The organism is Paenibacillus sp. D51F (assembly GCF_053345695.1).
The window spans coordinates 125,430-144,529 of the sequence record NZ_JBKFAO010000003.1; the positions used below are offsets into that span (position 1 = coordinate 125,430).

General features: G+C 60.3%; 17 protein-coding genes. 14 read left to right on the forward strand and 3 right to left on the reverse strand.

The features are described from left to right. Positions 1-153: 153 nt before the first annotated feature. From ACLBWT_RS07210 to ACLBWT_RS07240, 7 genes are all read left to right on the forward strand, one after another. The gene (locus tag ACLBWT_RS07210; protein WP_447662360.1) at positions 154-642 is read left to right on the forward strand and encodes a hypothetical protein; all 489 of its coding nucleotides are present in this window, start codon (positions 154-156) and stop codon (positions 640-642) included. Between the two features lie 219 nt (positions 643-861). Next, on the forward strand, positions 862-1,110 hold the full coding sequence (locus tag ACLBWT_RS07215) for a hypothetical protein (RefSeq protein WP_447662361.1): 249 nt from the start codon (positions 862-864) through the stop codon (positions 1,108-1,110). A gap of 29 nt (positions 1,111-1,139) precedes the next feature. Continuing rightward, positions 1,140-1,367 carry a hypothetical protein gene (locus tag ACLBWT_RS07220; protein ID WP_447662362.1) on the forward strand — a complete coding sequence of 76 codons (228 nt, stop codon included), beginning with the start codon at positions 1,140-1,142 and terminating at the stop codon, positions 1,365-1,367. Between the two features lie 262 nt (positions 1,368-1,629). Continuing rightward, on the forward strand, positions 1,630-2,505 hold the full coding sequence (locus tag ACLBWT_RS07225) for an aminoglycoside 6-adenylyltransferase (RefSeq protein ID WP_447662363.1): 876 nt from the start codon (positions 1,630-1,632) through the stop codon (positions 2,503-2,505). A 125-nt stretch (positions 2,506-2,630) separates the two neighbouring features. Then, a complete protein-coding gene (locus tag ACLBWT_RS07230) occupies positions 2,631-3,599 on the forward strand; it encodes a quinone oxidoreductase family protein (protein ID WP_447662364.1) in 969 nt (322 codons plus the stop codon). 138 nt (positions 3,600-3,737) lie between these two features. Continuing rightward, the gene (locus ACLBWT_RS07235; protein WP_447662365.1) at positions 3,738-4,337 is read left to right on the forward strand and encodes a GNAT family N-acetyltransferase; all 600 of its coding nucleotides are present in this window, start codon (positions 3,738-3,740) and stop codon (positions 4,335-4,337) included. A 96-nt stretch (positions 4,338-4,433) separates the two neighbouring features. Then, a complete protein-coding gene (locus tag ACLBWT_RS07240) occupies positions 4,434-5,243 on the forward strand; it encodes a hypothetical protein (protein WP_447662366.1) in 810 nt (269 codons plus the stop codon). Between the two features lie 187 nt (positions 5,244-5,430). On the opposite strand, the gene ACLBWT_RS07245 is transcribed toward ACLBWT_RS07240, so the two are convergent. Next, positions 5,431-8,166, reverse strand: coding sequence for a discoidin domain-containing protein (locus ACLBWT_RS07245; RefSeq protein WP_447662367.1), 2,736 nt, complete (start codon positions 8,164-8,166; stop codon positions 5,431-5,433). A 584-nt stretch (positions 8,167-8,750) separates the two neighbouring features. Between ACLBWT_RS07245 and ACLBWT_RS07250 the strand changes: the two genes are divergently transcribed. The 6 genes from ACLBWT_RS07250 to ACLBWT_RS07275 all read left to right on the forward strand — a co-directional run bounded on the left by ACLBWT_RS07250 (position 8,751) and on the right by ACLBWT_RS07275 (position 16,002). Next, positions 8,751-12,068 (forward strand): DEAD/DEAH box helicase, encoded by a 3,318-nt coding sequence (locus ACLBWT_RS07250; RefSeq protein ID WP_447662368.1) that lies wholly within the window; start codon positions 8,751-8,753, stop codon positions 12,066-12,068. Positions 12,069-12,113: 45 nt separating this feature from the next. Beyond that, complete coding sequence (locus ACLBWT_RS07255; RefSeq protein WP_447662369.1) at positions 12,114-12,311, forward strand: hypothetical protein; 198 nt, start codon at positions 12,114-12,116, stop codon at positions 12,309-12,311. 367 nt (positions 12,312-12,678) lie between these two features. Further along, a complete protein-coding gene (locus ACLBWT_RS07260) occupies positions 12,679-12,981 on the forward strand; it encodes a Dabb family protein (protein ID WP_447662370.1) in 303 nt (100 codons plus the stop codon). A 39-nt stretch (positions 12,982-13,020) separates the two neighbouring features. After that, positions 13,021-13,611, forward strand: a complete 591-nt coding sequence (locus tag ACLBWT_RS07265) for a uridine kinase family protein (RefSeq protein ID WP_447662371.1) — start codon at positions 13,021-13,023, stop codon at positions 13,609-13,611. 193 nt (positions 13,612-13,804) lie between these two features. After that, positions 13,805-14,785: an aldo/keto reductase gene (locus ACLBWT_RS07270; protein WP_447662372.1), complete on the forward strand. Its 981-nt coding sequence runs from the start codon at positions 13,805-13,807 to the stop codon at positions 14,783-14,785. Positions 14,786-14,823: 38 nt separating this feature from the next. Next, a complete protein-coding gene (locus ACLBWT_RS07275) occupies positions 14,824-16,002 on the forward strand; it encodes an MFS transporter (protein WP_447662373.1) in 1,179 nt (392 codons plus the stop codon). A 105-nt stretch (positions 16,003-16,107) separates the two neighbouring features. Here the strand turns inward: ACLBWT_RS07275 and ACLBWT_RS07280 are convergent, their stop codons facing one another. After that, positions 16,108-16,779: an HAD family hydrolase gene (locus tag ACLBWT_RS07280; protein WP_447662374.1), complete on the reverse strand. Its 672-nt coding sequence runs from the start codon at positions 16,777-16,779 to the stop codon at positions 16,108-16,110. Positions 16,780-16,806: 27 nt separating this feature from the next. Continuing rightward, positions 16,807-17,310, reverse strand: a complete 504-nt coding sequence (locus ACLBWT_RS07285; RefSeq protein ID WP_447662375.1) for an NUDIX hydrolase — start codon at positions 17,308-17,310, stop codon at positions 16,807-16,809. A gap of 354 nt (positions 17,311-17,664) precedes the next feature. Between ACLBWT_RS07285 and ACLBWT_RS07290 the strand changes: the two genes are divergently transcribed. Then, positions 17,665-19,086 carry an ABC transporter substrate-binding protein gene (locus ACLBWT_RS07290; protein ID WP_447662376.1) on the forward strand — a complete coding sequence of 474 codons (1,422 nt, stop codon included), beginning with the start codon at positions 17,665-17,667 and terminating at the stop codon, positions 19,084-19,086. The last annotated feature ends 14 nt before the right edge of the window (positions 19,087-19,100 follow it).

Genomic DNA, 19,100 nt, shown 5'->3' on the forward strand with positions numbered 1-19,100 from the left:
AAAAAAGGAAGTTTCCAGTCAGTTTCGTCTGACTGGAGACTTCCCTTTAAACATTTCATGGTTCCTGATCTTTGAACGTTCACAAAGTGTTCACTTATGCGGGAGGTCCCATCCTTTCTATACTGACAAGGGTAAACGAAAGGATGATGGGAAATGCCCGCAACGAAGAAGGAAGACATTTATTTCGGATTGATGATGTGCTTGGGAATGGTCGTGTTCATGACGTTCTACAATCTCTACACGCATGATCTGCTTGGAACGATGACGTGGAAAGAAGTTCTCGTTCAACTGCTCTTGGTTTATGTCGTCGCTTCCTTGCTCGAGCTGTTTGTCGTCGGTCCGATTGCGAAGAAAGCCGCCTTTTCCTTGCCCTATGACAAGTCCAAGAAAATATTCGTCATTCTGTCCCTGGCTTTATGCATGGTGACCGGCATGGTTCTCTGCATGTCTCTTTATGGGCTGGCGATGACCTGCCTGACCGGCGGCTTAGCCGGAGAATCGTGGCTCGGCAGCTATTTTTCCCTCGTAGGACACAATTTCATTTTCGCTCTTCCTCTGCAGTTGCTGGTCGTAGGGCCGCTGGTTAGGCTATTGTTCGCGAAGTTTGTTCAAGGAAACAGGAGAACGGAGCTTGGAGGCTGACAGAAATCAAATAGGAAACGGCAGGCGGAAGCACCATTCTGGCAGCCCGAAGGGCTTGTTGGCGTGCTTCCGTTTTTCCTTTCCGCTCCATGAGGAAGACCCTCATCACGAATGTGATCTCCTGAATAAAGGATTTCGGAATCTTTCCGAAGAAGAACCGAGTATCGTTTTATTGCAACCGTTGGCGATGCCTGTTCCCGGGAGGAAGGATTGAGCCTGATGGCGAGAAGAAAATGGGCCTTTCGAGCATCGGTTCTGTTCTCCACCTTGCTTGCCGTCTTTCTGATCCGAGGATGCTGGCAAATGGACAGAGTGGAGCAGCAGCTCTATGGAAACGACTTGATGATCAGTCTGGTGCAGCTTGAGGGTTTGATCGGCCAGCAGGAAGAGAGGAACTGGGATAAGCCTGACCTCGTCACGATACAGCTGGGAAATGTGACGGATAACTTGTCAACGCTTTTTTTCTGACCAAGCTGCCCTCCAAGTCGGAAAATCGCATGCTGCAAAGCCTGTATATCCTTTTCCGCCGATATCCCAATAGAGAGCCATACAAGCTGCCGGAGGTTGCTCAACAGGACCGGTCGGCCTACTCCGGCTTGCGAGCGGAGCTGAGGGATGCCGGGATTGGAATCGGGATACCGATGAGCGGCAGCATCAAGGAAGCCAAGCGCAAGCTGGAAGTCTTGCGTGAAGCGCTGGAGGCGAAAGAATTCAATCGCTCCTAGTCTTAAGCAGAGGCCAGGCGTTCATCGGGGTGAGAAACAATGAATTGGATGAGGATAACCCTGAGGGAGGAGAAAGGGGAAATGAAAATCCCGTTTGCGAAGCTTTGACGCGCTTCCCGTATTCGCCCTTCCCGCATTCGTCCTTCCCGTATTCGCTCATCCGCGGCTTGGGCAAGGGGACCGCCTCTTGAGTTCAGCCGTGCTGGACAACCTCGAAGCCAAGACAACCTCGAAGCCAAGACAACCAAGGAGGCTGGATGACATGAGAACGGAACAGCAGATGATGGATTTGATTCTGGGTTATGCCCGGCAGGAGGAGCGCGTGCGTGCGGTCGTGATGAACGGCTCGCGGACGAATGTGAACGTGCCGAAGGATCGCTTTCAGGATTACGACATCGTCTATCTGGTGACGGAGCTGGATTCTTTTGTGCAAGACCATGCCTGGGCAGACGTCTTCGGAGAGCGCCTAATCATGCAGATGCCGGACGAGGGGCAGCTGTTCCCTTCGGACCGCAAGGGACGATACGCCTATCTGATGCAGCTGGCGGATGGCAACCGCATCGATCTGACGCTGATTGAAAGGGAGCAGGCTGCGGAGTATGCTCGGGAAGACAAGCTGGCCGTGGCGCTGCTCGACAAGGACGGCTTGCTGCCGAAGCTGCCTCCTCCGACCGACGAGGACTACAGGGTCAAGCCCCCGACCGCATCGGAGTATGCCGGCTGCTGCAACGAGTTCTGGTGGGTGGCGACCTATGTCGCCAAGGGGCTGTGGAGGCAGGAGCACCTGTATGCTTACGACCACCTGAATCTCTATGTCCGGCCGATGCTGCTGATGATGCTGGACTGGCAGGTCGGCATTTCGACGGGATATAGCGTGAGCACGGGCAAAAACAGCAAGTATTTGCGGCAGCATGTGGACACGCGGACATGGAGCGAGTTGATGGCGACTTATTCCGATGCCAGCCTGGAGAACATATGGAGGGCTCTCTTCGCCATGGGCGGGCTGTTTCGCCGCGTCAGCTCCGAGGTGGCCGAGGCGGCGGGTTTTGTCTTCAACGAGGCGGAAGCCCTTCGCGTGACGGCTTATTTGGAAGAAGTAAGGAAGCAGTCCGTCCCGCAGCAAGAGGGATCTGGCTGAAGCGCGGGAGCTGGAGCGCTGGGCCGCAGACAACGGAATCAAGATGGCCCAGAAAAGCTTTTGGAAATGGATTTGAAGCGAATTGATTGCGGGCAAGGAATTAGGACTATGAAAGGGGAATGTCTGTGAAAGCACTGGTATTCCACGAATTCGGCGGACCGGAAGTGCTCCATGTCGAACAGCTTCCGGATCCCGCTCCGGCTGCAGATGAAGTGCTCGTGCGGATGGAGGCGATCGGGCTCAACTTCGCCGATATTTACCGGAGGCGGGGCAATTATCACTTGGCGGGCAAGCCGCCTTATATTCTCGGGTACGAGGGCGCAGGCGTCGTCGTGGAGGCAGGAGCTGGAGCTCATGCATTCAAAAAAGGGGACCGCGTCGCATTCGCCGACGTTCCGCATGCCAATGCCGAACTGGTGCGGGTTCCCGTCGATCGCGCCATCCCGCTGCCGGAAGGAATCAGCTTCGAACAGGCGGCGGCCGTGCTGCTGCAGGGCTTGACCGCCCACTACCTGGTGAACGACAGCTTCCGCGTCGCGCCGGGCGACGAGGTGCTCGTCCATGCCGCGGCCGGAGGCGTCGGGCAGCTGCTCGTCCAGCTGGCGGCGGCCAAAGGAGCTCGGGTGCTCGGACTGACTTCATCCGCTGCCAAGCGGCAAGCCGCTCTTCAGGCGGGTGCGGATGAAGTGCTGCTGTACGGAACCGAGTGGGTGAGCGGGGTGCGGCAGTTGAGCGTCGGCGGTGAAGGCGTCGGCGTGGCCTACGATTCCGTCGGCTCGACGCTGATGGAGAGCTTTGCTGCTGTGAGAACACGGGGGACGGTCGTCTTCTACGGGATGGCGGGCGGAGATCCTGCTCCCGTCGATCCCCGGATGCTGATGGACAGCTCCAAGACGCTGACCGGCGGAGACCTGTGGAATCATGTCACGACGCAGGAGGAAAGGATACGGCGTTCCGGAGAGCTGTTCGGCTGGATCATGGACGGCAGCCTGAAGCTTGCGGATATTCGAAGCTTCGCTCTGGCGGACGGGGCTGAGGCTCACCGCCTGCTGGAGAGCCGGCTCCACAGCGGGAAGATCGTTTTGATTCCGTGAAAGCATAGGGCAAGATTTAGCAGGGATGGAGAGCGATCTCCGTCCTTTTTTCTATGCTTGCAGCAATCAATTTATTCGACTATTATCTAATTAGATATTTATCAAATCAATACTTTGCGATGAAAAGGAGAATGAACGATGACAACTCCATGGCCGTCCGTTTGGCTATCCGAACGCTGCCAGATTCGAAATTTACGGGATGATGAAGGCGAGCCTGCTCAGCGGCTTTACGAGAGATCCGCTCCGCTGCCGATCTGGACGGGTCAGCCTTTGAATTCCTCGTATATAGGAAATGTGCGGAGCGGAAATCCGGAGCTGCCGCCGGGCGGCCGTCCGGATCGGCTGCATGTTCAGCTGGCGGAGCTGAAGGGGGAGGCGCTGGCGGCTGAGCCGAAGGCGGGCGGACCGTCAGCGGAGCCCGTCGCCTTGATGGAGCTGTACCAAGGATATCCGGGCGAGCGGGATCTATATATCGGCCTGTTCGCTGTCGATCCAACGCATCGCGGTCAAAGGCTCGGAAGCGAGCTCGTGGACGGGATCATCCGCCTTGCCGCCGAGCGGTCCTATGAGACCGTCCGGGCAGCCGTCGATCTCAAGAACTGGGCGGCCCTGCGCTTCTGGATCGGCTGCGGCTTCAAGGAAGCCGTCAAGGTGAGCGGCGACCGGGAGCATGGCAGGAATGCCTTTGCAAGAATCGAGCTGGCTTGCCGCATCGGGGGCCAAGTCGAGGCCCGATAGGTCTGCGGCTCATTCGGAGGAGATCGTCGCTATGCAACCTTGATGATGGAGGAGGCGTCATTAACGGCAGTTAGATGCTTCCAGGAGGAGAATTATATGCAGCTTCGCGGCCTCATCCTATCCCTCTCCGTTTGCGCGCTGCTTTTGGCGGCTTGCAGCGGAGCTCCTTCGGAACGAGGGACGACAGTCGTCCCGGCACCATCAGCAGCCTTGCACGGCACTCCGAATTCCCCGGCTCCCGGCACCGGCTCCGGAGGCGGCGGGCTTCCATCCCCTTCGCCCGAAGGGCAAGCAGCCCAGTCATCCAAGGATGACACAGCAGCGAGAGCGTACGCGGAAAACGCAGAGGGGAAGCTCGTCATCCGGCCGTCCGGCCCGGTGACGGAGGAGAAGCTTGGAGCCCCGAGCTGTCTCGGACAGGAGAACGATCATCAGTGGAAAGGCAGCTTTGAGGCGGTGTGGCAGCCTGAGGATGGCCCTGAGCAGCCGGTAGCGCGCTACGAGGACGGCTTTGACGGCGACGGAATCATCCAGCCGGACACCAGGCCTGTCCAGATGGAAACCGTATCCTTGGGCTCGAGAGACTTGTATGCGTTCACTCCTCAATATACGGATTGCCATGCGCTGCTGACGTATTTTTACGTCTTGGAAGGCGGCAAGGCCTACTCGGTGCCGCTTGTCTTCGGCGAGGATCAGACCCAGCCGCTGATGGCCAGGCTGCCGATCGGCGGCATGGAGACGAAGGACGGCGAGCTGCTCCTGGCCGAGGGCTACGGCGCGGGGCAGGATAAGATCGACGTGTACCATTTCCGCTACAACGCCGCCAGCCGGCAGCTGGAGAGGACCGCGACCGACAGCCATGATGCGGCCCGATTCCTGGAGCAGGCGAAAGGGAAGACGAAGTAGGACGTTCAGGGCAAGGCCCGCTCAAAACGTTCAGGGCATGGCTCAAAAACGTTCGGGCGAGGCTCAAAAGACCCGAATAGAGCTGGGCAAGTCCCCTTGCCGGCCCCGACAGCCGCAGGAGACGGATCAATGCGCAAAAGGGCCGTTCCGGAAGCTTCGCCCGGAACGGCCCTTTCTTTTTCCCAGCTTAGGACAAGTAGACGTTCAGCTCGCGGATCGACCACCAGCTGGTGCTCGTGCCGGTCTGCACGATCTTGATGTAGCGGGCGGTCTTCGCCGCGAACGAGGCGGTGACGACGGGGCCGGTGCCGGCGCCAGTGGCGACGGAGCTGCCCCAGCTTGAGCCGTCGGCGGAGACATAGATTTCATAACCGCGGGCATAGTCGCCGTCGCTGCCGGTAGAATCCATCGTCAGCCTGGAGAAGGTTTTGGACGCCTTCATATCGATGGTGATGGATTGGCCCGGCGCCATCGCCGCGCCTGTGCTCCAGCGGGTCGCCATGCTGCCGTCGAGCAGGTTGGCCGCAGCGTCGCCGCTGGACGGAGTGCTGCTCGCCGTCCAGCCGGTCCGGTCCAGCGCCGCGCCGGGAGTAGGAACCGGGGTCGGGGACGGAGTTGCGGTCGGGGTTGGAGTCGGCGACGGTGTCGGCGTCGTCCCGCCTGACGCGCCGTACACGTTCAGCTCGCGGATCGACCACCAGCTGCTGCTCGTCCCGGTCTGCACGATCTTGATGTAGCGGGCGGTCTTCGCGGTGAACGAGGCGGTGACGACCGGACCGGCGCCGGTGCCTGTGGCGACGGAGCCGCCCCAGCTTGAGCCGTCGGCGGAGACGTAGACCTCATAGCCCCGCGCATAGTCGCTGTCGCTGCCGGTGGAGTCCATCGTCAGCTTGTTGAAGGTTTTGGCTGCCTTCATGTCGATGGTGATGTACTGGCCCGGCGCCATCGCCGCTCCCGTGCTCCAGCGGGTCGCCATGCTGCCGTCGAGCAGGTTGGCCGGGACGTCTCCGCTCGACGGATTGCTCGTCGCGGTCCAGCCGGTGCGGTCCAGCGCCGCTCCCGGTGCCGGGGTCGGTGTCGGCGTAACCGTCGGGGCAGGGGTCGGAGTCGGAGTCGCTGTAGGCGCAGGAGTAGGCGTGCCTCCCGAGCCGTTGCCCGCCCATTCCCCCAGCGTCTGGCGCATCGCCTCGGCCGGGGAGTTGGCGTACACGCGGCCGCCGGTGTTGTTGATGATATGGGAGATCTCGCTGCCGGCCGTGCCGGAGAGCCAGATGGTCGTCATGTTGTGGAACTTCACGCCCGGCGAGTTCGGCGCCTCGATGGCGCTGTTCAGCTTGACGGCCGCGTCGCGGAAGTAGGAGTAGATGCCGAGTCCCCAGGCCTCATGGCTTGTCACGCTGTCGGCGACCTTGTAGGAGGCGTAGCCGTTGACGGCGCCTCCGCCGCTCTTCCAGGAGGCTTGGTTCGGCACGTCGTACGGAATTTCGGACTGGTAGAAATACAGCTTGCCGCCGTTGCCGTTCCAGACGGTCTGGTACTCGTTGTGATGCTCGTTGAACAGCCCGTACAGGGTGACGTCGGTGCCGTTGACGATGAGGCCGTTTTTGGAGACGTTGGACGTCCAGCCGGCGCCGGCGCCGTGGTCGGCGCGCCAGAGCCAGAAATGGTCTCCGATGACGTCGCTGCTGTTGATGCGCAGGCTGGCGTCGCTGCGTCCATTGGACGCGCCGCCGGTACGGAAGGTCAGATCGTGCAGGGAGGTCGGATTGGATTTATGGCGGACCGAGCTGCCGACAGGGCCGACATCCATCAGCACCGGCGTGTTGACAGGGCCGGCATCGAAGGTAAGGCCGGCGATCTTCACGCCGTCCACGTCCGCGACGGTCATCGCGGGCAGTCCCGTATCCGGCACGAGCGTCGGAATGCCGATGCCGAGCACGACGGTATTGGCGTTCGTCACGCGGATCGTATCGTTCAGATGATAGATGCCGGGCGTGAACAGCAGATGCTTGCCTTGGGCGAGGGCGGCGTTCAGGCTCGCCGCGGTAGCGCTTTCAGGACGCGCGACATAAAACTGGCTGATCGGGATCGACTGGCCGGGCGTAGAGCCGGACGCCCAGCTGATGCCCTGCGTGCCGCTCTGCAGCGCGGGGACGAATACCTGGTACTGGCCGCTGCCGTCGACGTACAGATACGGCTTCTCGCGGATGACCGGCGTCGTCGGCACGACGGTGTAGGGGGGATCCGGGAAGCTGGCCGGCGGGGCGTTCTTGCTGCCGACGAACATCATGTTCCAGACGCCGTTCGTCCATTCGCCCCACTCGCTGTTGCGGGAGAACCACTGCTGCTGGGAGGCAGGCACGACTTTGCCGTCGACCTTGGAATCCGCGAGGAAGCCTCCGCTGGCCCAGCCGGCGTTCCAGTTGGAGTCGAAGTCGAACAGATCGAGCTCGCCCTTGATGTTGAGGCGGCGGAGCGGAGCGGCCTGCGACACGGCGATCTGCGTCTTGCCGCTGGCAGGAGCGAGCGTCATGTTCTCGATGGCCCGCCAGAAGTTGCGCGTCGCGTTGCCGTTGTCCCAGTCGGCGTTCACATTGACGCCGCCGGTTACCGTAACATCGCCGGGATTGCGCCCGAGGCCGGCCACATGGGTATAGAAGCCGACGTTGAAATTGACATTATAGGTGCCGGGCTTGAACAGCAGCGCCTTGCGGCTGCTGCTGAACTCGGCCGACTCCAGCGAGCTGAAGATAGACGTCGCCACGGACTGGATGTCCGCCGCCGGCATGGACGGATCGAACACATAGACATCGGGTCCGAACAGGGTGGTGTTGGCGTCGCTGACCGGCGCAGCCGAGGCTGCGCCGGCCGCCAAACCGCCCAGCGTCAGCGCCGCTGCGACCGACAGGATCATTTTCTTCATTTTTCATCCTCCTTTGATTTGGCCTTGCGATGCGCGGGTTGGCCCTGATGTTGAAATCGTTTCAAAAACAGGCTGCCTGCCACCTCTTTTCTTTTGATGTCGATGAATTTCTATTGCCATCAAGGGACGGCAACCCCAGTATAAGATGAAATTCTACCCTTGAAAACGGTTTCTTTCCAAGTTCTTGAAAATACAAACCCTGCGGCTTGAATTCACCGGTCAAGCCGAAAAAAGCCGCCTCAGCGATGAGCGGGGGCGGACGGGTGTTGACATCGGCCAGCGGATCATCCCTTGATGGAGCCGACGTACACGTCTTGGCGAAATAGTTCTGCGCGCAGGCGCCGAGGATGGGCGGGAGAGCCTCTCCCGGGAAGCGTGCCTGCGACGAGGATGGGCAGCCGGAAAGCCGCCGTGGAGACGGCGGTTTTTGCCGTCTTTACCGCCGCCGGGAAGCGGCAGGATCGGGGAAGGCCGCAAGGCCGGTTCCCGGAGAACGCGCTTGGCTGCCGTTCTCCTGTCCCAAGCAGGCGTGGTATGATGGAGGCTGACTAAACCAGACATCATGAAGGAGGCCGCCGAAGAACATGAACCAGCCGGGACCGACCCTGACCGAAGCGATGATCCAAAATCTGTGCGGCAACCTTTCCTTCGGGAAGGGCCGGACGCTCTACAAAAACGGCAAGGTGCTGCTGGCCGATATGGCTGCGGACGGCAGCCGGGTCGAGGCTCTTGTCCAAGACAAGCCCCAGAGCCATGTGTCCGTCCGCGCCGGTTCGGGAGGCAGGCTGGAGGCGGCCTGCTCCTCTTGCCCGCCTTTGGGCTCCTACGTCAAAGGCTGCAAGCATGTGGCGGCGGTGCTCGTAGCCGTCAAGGAGCGGCTCCATGACGACGGCGAGGAGCCTGGCCGCCGGCGGAGCGCGGGGAAAAAGCCGTCAGCCGGCGACAAGGCGCCTCCGTCCGGCGTGGACAAGCTGCTGCAGCTGTTCGCCACGGCTGCGGCGCCAGCCGCTCCCGGCCTGGCGGAGCGGCTGGTGGACTCGCGCCGGCTGACGCGGGCGGAGCTTGTCTGCGCGCCGGTACTGCTGGACGGCGGCTTGCGCCTGCTCGGCATCGCCTTGTCGGTTGCGGACGGTCGCGGCCTGCGGCCCGTGCGGCGGATCCGCGAATTCCTGCTGCGCATCGGCGCTGGAGCGGCGTCCGACCCGGCCGAGACGGGCGTCGCCTTCGATCCGCAGCAGCAGCGCTTTCCTGCCGGGCAGGAGGCGCTGCTGCGCCTGCTCGCAGAGACGGCCGGCACGGAGGCGCTGTACCGGCAGCCGTCGGGGCAGGGAGGCGATGCCGCCGCAAGCGCTTTGCCGGAGAGCGTGCTTCCGGTACCGCCTGCCGCCTGGCCCCGCCTGATGCCGCTGCTGCTGCAGGCGACGGGCTTGAAGCTGGAGCATCGGGGAGCCGCCTATGATGGGCTGCGCGAGGGAGACGGCGCTCCGGAGCTCGGCTTCCGGCTGGAGGAGGCGGAGCGCGGCGAATACGCGCTGCGGGCCGACGGCCTGGCCGGCGTTACCGCCTTTCCTGCGTACGCCGCCGCCCTGCAGGGCAACTCGCTGCATCGACTCGATCCGCAGCAGGCCGTACGGCTGGACGAGCTGCAGCGGCTGCTGGCCGACGCGCCGGATGGAAGGCTGACCGTTCCGGAAGGTCAGCTGGAGGCGCTTGCCGCCGGCGTGCTGCCGGAGCTGGCCAAGCTCGGCAGCGTGAAGCTGGACGCCAGCCTGGAGGAGCGGATGATCCGTCATCCGCTCAAAGCCCGGCTCTATTTGGACCGGGTGCGCGACAAGCTGCTTGCCGCCCTTGAATTCCAATACGGAGAGATCGTCTTCAATCCGCTGGAGGATTTGCGCCAGAGAGGGACGGGAGCGATTCTGATCCGCGATCCCGAGCGGGAAGCCGAGATATTCCGGGTGCTGGAGGAGGACAAGCCCGCCTCCACGGACGCAGGTTATTTCCTCTCGGGGGAAGAGGAGGAGTATCGCTTCCTTTACCGCACCGTACCCAAGCTGGAGAAGCTGCTGCAGATCTACGCGACGAATGCGGTCCGCATCCGCATGCCGTCGAGCACGGCGCCGCCGCAGGTGCGGGTAGAGGTCGACGAGCGGACCGACTGGCTGGAATTCCGCTTCTCGATGGACGGAGTGCCGGCCGAGGAGGTTCGCCATCTGGTGGAGGCGGTTCAGGAACGAAAGCCTTACTACAGGCTGCCGTCGGGAGCATTCGTTTCCCTCGATGGCGACCGCTTCGCCGATATGATCCGAATTATCCAGGATACGGGCATGGCAAGCCGGATCGGCCCGGACGGATCGTTCACGCTGCCGCTGCTTCAGGGGCTGCCCATGCTTCACCATGCTTCCGGCGAGGATGCGGGCATGCGGTTCGGTCCCGCCTTGCATAAGCTGGCGGAGGATCTCCGCCATCCGGAGCGATTGGAGTTCCCGCTGCCGGAATCGCTGGACAACGTGCTGCGCGACTATCAGAAGACCGGCTTCCGCTGGTTCAAGACGCTGGCCCATTACGGCCTTGGAGGCATTCTGGCCGACGACATGGGGCTGGGAAAAACGCTGCAGGCGATCTCCTTCCTCGTCTCCGTGCTGCCCGAGATCCGGGAGAGCGGGCAGCCGGCTCTCGTCGTCTGCCCGTCCTCGCTGCTGTACAACTGGAGCTCCGAGCTGGAGCGCTTTGCTCCCGGCGTGCGGGCCGTCATCGCCGACGGCTCCAAGAAGGAGCGCAGCGCCAAGCTGTCCCGGCTGGGCGGCGTCGACGTCGTCATCGCCTCCTATCCGCTGGTAAGGCTGGATACGGCCGATTACGACGCGCTTGCGTTCCATACGCTCATCCTGGACGAGGCGCAGATGATCAAGAACGATGTCACGAGCACGGCACGGGCGGTGAAGCGTCTGAATGCGCGCCATCGGTTCGCTCTGTCCGGCACGCCGCTGGAGAACCGCTTGACCGAGCTGTGGTCGATCTGCGAGGCCGTGCTGCCGGGGCTGTTCGGCAGCCGCCGCGAGTTCCAGGAGCTGCGCAGCGAGGAGGTAGCGCGCATGATCCGGCCGTTCCTGCTTCGCAGGCTCAAGCGCGACGTGCTGAGCGAGCTGCCGGACAAGATCGAGACGATGCTGAAGACCGACCTGCTGCCGGAGCAGAAGAGGCTGTACGCCAGCTATCTGGTGAAGCTGCGGGCGGAGGCTCTGAAGCATATGGCCGAGGGCATTTTCGAGCTGAAGAAGATCCGCATTCTGGCGGGGCTGACCCGCCTGCGGCAGATCTGCAACCATCCGGCCGTGTTCGTGGAGGACTATGCCGGCGGCTCGGCCAAGTTCGATCAGCTGATGGATCTCGTGCGGGATTGCCGGCTGAGCGGACGCAGGCCGCTCGTCTTCTCGCAGTACACCGGCATGCTGGACATGATCCGGCGCCGGCTGCAAGAGCAGGGCGTGTCCACGTTCCTGCTCGAGGGCAGCACACCGGCCCGCGAGAGAGTAGAGATCTGCCGCCGCTTCAACGCCGGCGAGCGCGACGTCTGCCTGCTCTCGCTCAAGGCAGGCGGCACCGGTCTCAACTTGACCGGCGCCGACACGGTCATCCTGTACGACCTGTGGTGGAACCCGGCGTCCGAGCAGCAGGCGATGGACCGGGCGCACAGGATCGGCCAGGACAAGACGGTGCAGGTGTTCCGGCTCGTCGCCCGCGGCACGATCGAGGAGCGCATGCACGACATGCAGCAGCGCAAGCGCCGTCTCGCCGAGGAAGTCATCCAGGGAACGGCCGAAGCCGATATGCCGCTGCTGGATCAGGATGACATCCGGGAGCTTCTGGCGCTGCCGAACCACTCCATATCAGGAGGATAGATTGAATGAAGGCTGTTTTTTCAAGCGCTGCTCGCAGCTTTTCTGATGCATGCTGTCGTGACCGGCGGCATTTACGGATACTTGAAGCTTTTGGCCGTCAATCGAACTCGAGAAGGCTACTTCCCGGACGCATTCGGTATGCAGATTGCCGGCGGCTCGATCGTGGCGCTCCTGTGCATGACCTTTTTGACCTTCGTCCTGCTTTATATGGCGATCGGATGGACGGTGATCCGGCTCCGTTGACAACGGAGGCGGCAAGTCCTTCGGCTTCAAAAGCCCTTGCAGCATCTGAATGCTGCGAGGGCTCTTTTTTTTAGAAGCAGGATAAATCAACGAGGGACTCGAAAAGAATGACCGTGTATCTTTAATGGTCCAATGAATCTGTAGAACGAATCCAGAGGTCCAAAGCTTCACTGGAGACCGGGAATACCTTCCCTAACGGCAATCGGATTCAAATCGGCAGATTTTATGAAAGCGCATCCGGATCATTCGGCGCCAACAATTCGATTCGGAGAATGGAAGCTGGTTGTTCATGACCGGTCTCCCGGTCAAGCGGATTTTGCCAAGGCCAAGGACAAGCCACCTATAATCCAAGGAGGAAGATGCAAAGATGATGGAGCATATGGTATCGATCAAGTTCAACCGGGAGCTTGACGCCGAGACGCGGCAGTCGATCGTGGACGAGCTCGCGGCGTTCAAAGGGGAAATTCCGGGCATCGTCGAGCTGTCGGCGGGAATCAACGAAACGGAGGAGCTGGAGAACAAGCACGGCTTCTCGCTCGGCCTGCGCATCCTTTTCGAAGACCTCGAATCCTTGCGGAGCTATGGTCCCCATCCCGTGCATCAAGCGTTTTTGAGCCGCATCGGCGGCATGCTGGAGCAGGTTGTCGTCGTTGATTTTCCGGTGTCCTAGATACATGTGGACCTACGGTTGCTAATAAGGAGGCAAAGTATGTCTTTAGAAATTCTGCAAGCAACGGTCGCGGATCGGCTGGGCAGCCTGGAGCAGCCGGTGAATCGACCCCTTTTGATCGGAGTCGACGGCTGCGGGGGATCGGGCAAAAGCACGCTGGCCGAAGCCTTGAAGCTGAGCTGTCCTTCTCCGGTGACGATTTTGCATTTGGACGATTTCTATGTCCCGCCATCGGAGCTGGACCGCAGCCGGCCTGAGTCGCTGCCCGTCGGAGCGGATTTCGACTGGCGGAGATTGAAGCGGGAGGTGCTGGACAGCGTCCTTGGCGGAGCGGACGGCAAGTACCAGAGGTATGACTGGGAGACGGAGCGCCTGTCCGACTGGCATGAGGTTCCGGCCTGCGGCACGCTCATCGTCGAGAGCGTTACGGCGACCCGCCTGGAGCTCGCGCCGCTCTATGACCTGACGATCTGGGTGGATTGTCCGCGGGAGGAGCGTCTGCGCAGAGGCCTGGAGCGCGACGGGGAGGAAGCTCGTGGACGCTGGGCGGCATGGATGGCGGCAGAGGACAGGTATGCACAATCCCACAAGCCGATGGAGCGGGCTGATCTCGTCGTCAAGGGCGACTGATCCGGAGCCTGACGTTGGGAGTAACCTGTATCAGTTACATGTGAAGTACCAGTAAAATCTCCGGGGTTTGCTGCGTCTTTGATCGACGGGGAGCGTAGAAACTTCTTTTCTTTCAGCCGCCATTTTCTTATTGACTTGGAGCTCACTCCAAGGAGTATAGTCGTCCTATCCCCTTTAAGGAGTGTGCCGACGCATGGAATATGTGAAACTTGGAAATACCGGCTTGGATGTATCCCGCATTTGCCTTGGCTGCATGGGCTTCGGCGATGCCGATCGCTGGGTTCATAAGTGGGTGCTCGATGAGGAGAGCAGCCGTCACATCATCAAGAATGCCTTGGAGCTGGGCATTAATTTCTTTGATACGGCAAATGTGTACTCGGCCGGAGCCAGCGAAGAATTTGTCGGACGCGCTCTTAAGGACTTCGCGAATCGGGATGAGATCGTCATCGCGACGAAGGTGAATGGCCGCATGCATGAGGGCGCCAACGGGGCCGGACTTTCCCGCAAGGCGATCATGAGCGAGATCGACAAAAGCCTGAAGCGTCTTGGAACCGATTACGTAGACCTGTACCAGATTCACCGCTGGGATTACCATACGCCGATCGAAGAGACGATGGAAGCCATGCACGATGTCGTGAAGGCTGGCAAAGCCCGATACATAGGGGCTTCCGCCATGTATGCATGGCAATTCTTGAAGGCGCTGCATGCAGCCGAGACACACGGATGGACCCGGTTCGTATCGATGCAGAATCATTTGAACCTCATTTATCGCGAAGAAGAACGGGAGATGCTTCCTCTCTGCAGGGAGGAGAAAATCGGCGTGATTCCATACAGCCCGCTGGCAGGAGGAAGGCTGACGAGAGATCCACAGGAAACGACTCTTCGTTCCGAAACCGATCAGATCGCCAAACAAAAATACGATGCGTCTGCAGATGCCGACCGATCGATCATCGATCAAGTTGCTTCCATAGCGGAAAAGCGCGGCGTTTCCCGCGTCCAGATCGCGTTGGCCTGGCTGCTGCAGAAGCAGCCCGTAACCGCTCCTATTGTCGGCGCCACCAAAATATCGCATCTCCAGGAAGCGGTGGCCGCGCTCTCGGTTTCCTTGACGCCGGAAGAAATCGCGTCGCTGGAAGAGCCGTATGTCCCTCATCGGGTCGTCGGAGCCCAATAAAATCGCATGAACGCCGGCAAGCAAGACTCGGAGAACGGATGACGTCTGAGGAGGGGAGCAGCCTGGAGCGTTTATGGACGAAATCGTTCATTCTCATGACGATAGGAAATTTATTCTTATTTGTCTCTTTTTATATGCTGTATCCGACGATGCCGCTCTTCATCCAGCAGATGGGAGGCAATGAATCGCAGGTCGGCCTGGCGATGGGAGCCTTCATGCTGTCCGCCGTCGCTTTCCGTCCGCTTGTCGGAGGATTGCTGGACCGGTACGGCAGGCGTCCGTTTATCGTCGGGGGCCTGATCCTGTTCACCTTGGCGATGTATATGTACAACTGGGTCGGAGGGATCATCATGCTGATGGGTCTCCGAATCCTGCATGGCATGACCTGGGCCGTTTCCACGACGGCTACGATCACCGCCGTTACGGACATCATTCCGTCTGCCCGCCGCGGAGAAGGCATGGGGTGGTTCGGCACATCCATGACCTTGGCGATGGCGGTCGGCCCGATGGCGGGAATCTGGGTTGCCGAGAGCCGATCGTACAGCAGTTTGTTTTTATTGGCGGTGGCGCTCGCAGCTGCGGCTCTGCTCCTGATGGCCGGAGCCAACCTGCCTTTTCAGCCGGCATCGCCGGCAAGGCGGATCGAATGGTTCGAAAAATCCGTGCTCCCCGTTGCGGGTTCCGTCTTCTTCCTGTTTGTCGCCTACGGAGGCATCACGACCTTCGTGCCGTTGTTCGCGAAATCGCTGCAGGTCAATTCCGGCACGTTTTTCCTCGTCTTCGCAGCCACGCTGGCGCTTAGCCGGCCCCTTTCAGGGAAGCTGTCCGACCGGTACGGCGAGAGGATCGTCATCATGCCGGCCCTTGCGGCTACGATCGGAGCCTTGATCGTTTTGAGCCTTTCGACGGGATTGACCGGCATCCTCGTCTCGGCGGTTCTATACGGCATCGGCTTCGGATCCGCGCAGCCCGCTTTTCAGGCGGCGACGATCCGTCTGGCCCGTCCGGACCGTCTGGGGGTCGCCAATGCCTCCTTGACGGCTGCCAATGATCTTGGCATCGGACTGGGAGCGATCGCGTTGGGCTGGATTTCCCAGTATGCGAGCTACCAAGCCTTGTTCGCGGTCAGCGCCGGATCCGTTGCGGTTTCCTTGATCCTCTTCATGATTTTTGTGAACCGGTTGCTGCGGAAAACAATCGAACCGGCGCTACAATAAGGCGCCCGGGCGACTGACAAAGTCAACGCAAAGGAAACAGCCCGGGTATCCGGGCTGTTTTTGCTTCCTGGTCCAGATCTGTGACAATGAACGAGCAAGAACGCATCAGGCACCGCTGCCGCCGGTATCCTCCGCATTCAGCAGTTGAAGGAACTCCGTCGTGCTGCTGAACAGCCCGTCCGGCTCCGCGTCGTACCGGGCGCTTTGGAACGTGGAGAGCCAGCGGACGCCAAAGGTGCGGACGCCCGCCGCACGTCCGGCCAGTATGTCCGCGTTGCTGTCGCCGATGAAGACCGTTTCCGCTGGAGAGGCTCCGAGCTTGGCGAGCGCCAGTAGAATTCCTTCGGGATCCGGCTTCGGCTTGTCCACATCGTCTCCCGTAACGGAAATAGCGAAATAGTCGGCCATGCTCAGGGCGTCGACCGAAAGGTCGTACGCTCTCCGGCTCTTGCCCGTAATGATGCCCATCGCGATTCCCTTGCCGCGTAGGATGTCCAGCAGAGCGGCGACATCGGAGTCTCCGGACATCGTCCCGTCGCGGTGGCCCTTTTCATAGACGTCATAATAATGCCGGATCGCTTCCTCTGCGGAGCAGCCTGCCGGGATGTTTCTCCGGATGATATCGTCCTCCGTCGGACCGAACATGGCCACGATGTCATCATTCGTCGGCTCCTGGTCCCCGAACTGCTTGAACACCGACTTGAAGGCGCTGAAGGAAAGCGGAAGCGTGTCGGCGAGCGTGCCGTCGAAATCGAACAATACCAGCTTGATTGCCATTGTAAGAGCCACTTCCTTTTGATAGAGTTACTTCTCCTGAACGGCCGTCTTCACAATCAGCCTCGCCAGCTCATGGTCGTCCAGAGCGCAAGCAGCCTGATCCGGCTCCGCCCATACCCGAGCGGTGCATTCATGCTCGGATATGAAAGGCATGCGTTCCTGAACCTCAGTCTTGTAAAAGGCCTGATACGCTACAAGCGGATATTTTCCTTGGGGATCGAACAAGGGATTGGCCTCATGGCTGATCCGGATCAGTCCAAGCAGGGAAGAAGATCCGCAGCGTACGCATCCCTCCTCCATGCACTCCCGAAGCAAAGCCTCCTCCGGCGATTCGCCCTCCTCCACATGGCCTCCGGGCAGGTTCCAGCCTCTGCCGCTTACCTTCACGAGGAGAATATGGCCGTTGTCGACGCAAACTCCATGGACGCTGGTCACGGTCTGTCCGGCACCCGGCACGGCACCCGGCAGCCACGTCAGCCTCACGAGATGGCCGCCCCAGTCCGCTTCGATTGTCGTTGCCGCCATCTTCATTGCCGGCGCCCCGCCTTCTCCGTTATGGCATGTCTTGCCTCAATCAATCGTAAGCCCTCCCTGGATGCGCAGCTATTTCCTTATTTTACATCTTTGGGCTCGAAGGATGAATACCGAGTTCAGCTGGGTGCCGGACATCTCTATTCACCTTATGAAGAAAAAATTCTCCAGAAAAATCGAATTTTTTGGATAATAATGCTTCTCAAAGCGGAGCTCTATTGCTATACTCTAAGCAAGATTTACCAATTCCACATTTTCCTCAACTTGGCTAAGAACGGCATGGTTTCTCTTTTCTCCCGTTTTCTGCGTACTTGTCCTGCAAGTCTATGAAATCAAGAGAGGGTGGCTCATGGTATGGTGAAGCAAGCAGTAGGCGAGGAAAAGGCCGTCAAGCATCGCAAGGCGGCTCAAGCATCCCGACAACGTCCGTCATCCGCAGCGCTGCGCAGGGCAGCGACGGCGGGAACTCTGGGAGCGCTGCTCCTGCTGAGCGCCGCATGCGGCAACAACGGCAACAACAGCGGCGCGAACAACGACGGCGCCGCATCGCCCGCTCCGACGGCCGGAGCCAGCGCCGCCCCGAGCGGCAGTCCTGCCCCTGCCAAGGACGTGAAGCTGGAGTTCTGGACGATCTCCCTCCAGCCGAAGTTCAACGACTTCTTCAACAAGCTGATCGACGAGTACGAGCAGGGACATCCCGGCGTCACCATCGACTGGAAGGACTATCCGTACGACGCCATCCAGGCCAAGCTGCTCGCCACCGCAGGCGGCAGCAATTCTCCCGACGTCGTCAACCTCAACACGGAATTCGCCAGCCAGCTTGCCTCCAAGGGCGCTCTTGCCGACATCAATCCGCTCATCAGCGACGAGGTGAAAACCAGCTTCTTCGACGGCATCTACAATTCCACCGTCTTTGACGGAAAAGCATACGCTCTGCCGTGGTATACCGGCACTCAAGTCCTCTACATGAACACCAATCTGGTCAAGAAAGCCGGGCTCGATCCCGCCAATCCTCCCAAAACCAAGGAGGAGCTCTATGAGTGGTCCAGGCAGATCAAGGCCAAGACGGGCGCTTCGGGGTACGCGACCCAGTTCGGCGCGAATATCCTTCCGAGCGAAGGCGTTCCGATCCTGGACGAGGCGCGGACCGGCGCAGCCTTCAATACGGATGCCGGCGCGGCAGTCGTGCAGCAGCTGAAATCCCTCGTGGACGAGGGCGTCATCGTCAAGGACGACGCCAAGTTCGACAAGCAGATCCAGTATTACTCCAGCGAGCAGGTGGCCTTTGAGCTGTCCGGGCCATCCTTCATCAACTTCCTCAAGACATCCGCTCCGGATGTGTACAAAAACACGATCGCGGTGCCGCTGCCGACGGGCAAGGCGGATCTGCGCTATTCCAACTCCATGAACCTGGTCGTGCCGAAGGGCTCCAAAGATCCGCAGGCAGCAGCCGACTTCGCCGCCTTCGTCACGAACGCAGACAATCAGACCGCCTTCTCCAAGGATTCCAACACGCTGCCGTCGACCAAGAAATCGATCGAGGATCCATTCTTCTCCGAATCCGACAATACGCTGGAATCCCAGGCCAAGATCGCTTCGGCGCAAAGCCTTGACAAGGCGCAAGAGTATTACCTGGGCATACCCGCAGCGGGAGACATCAATACCGCCGTCTCCAAGGAGCTGCAGAACATCATCCTGAACGGCGGCGACGTCAAGAAAGGACTGGATGCAGCGGCAGCCAAAGTGAACGAGGCCATCAAAGCCCCGACCAAATAACGAAACACATTTAG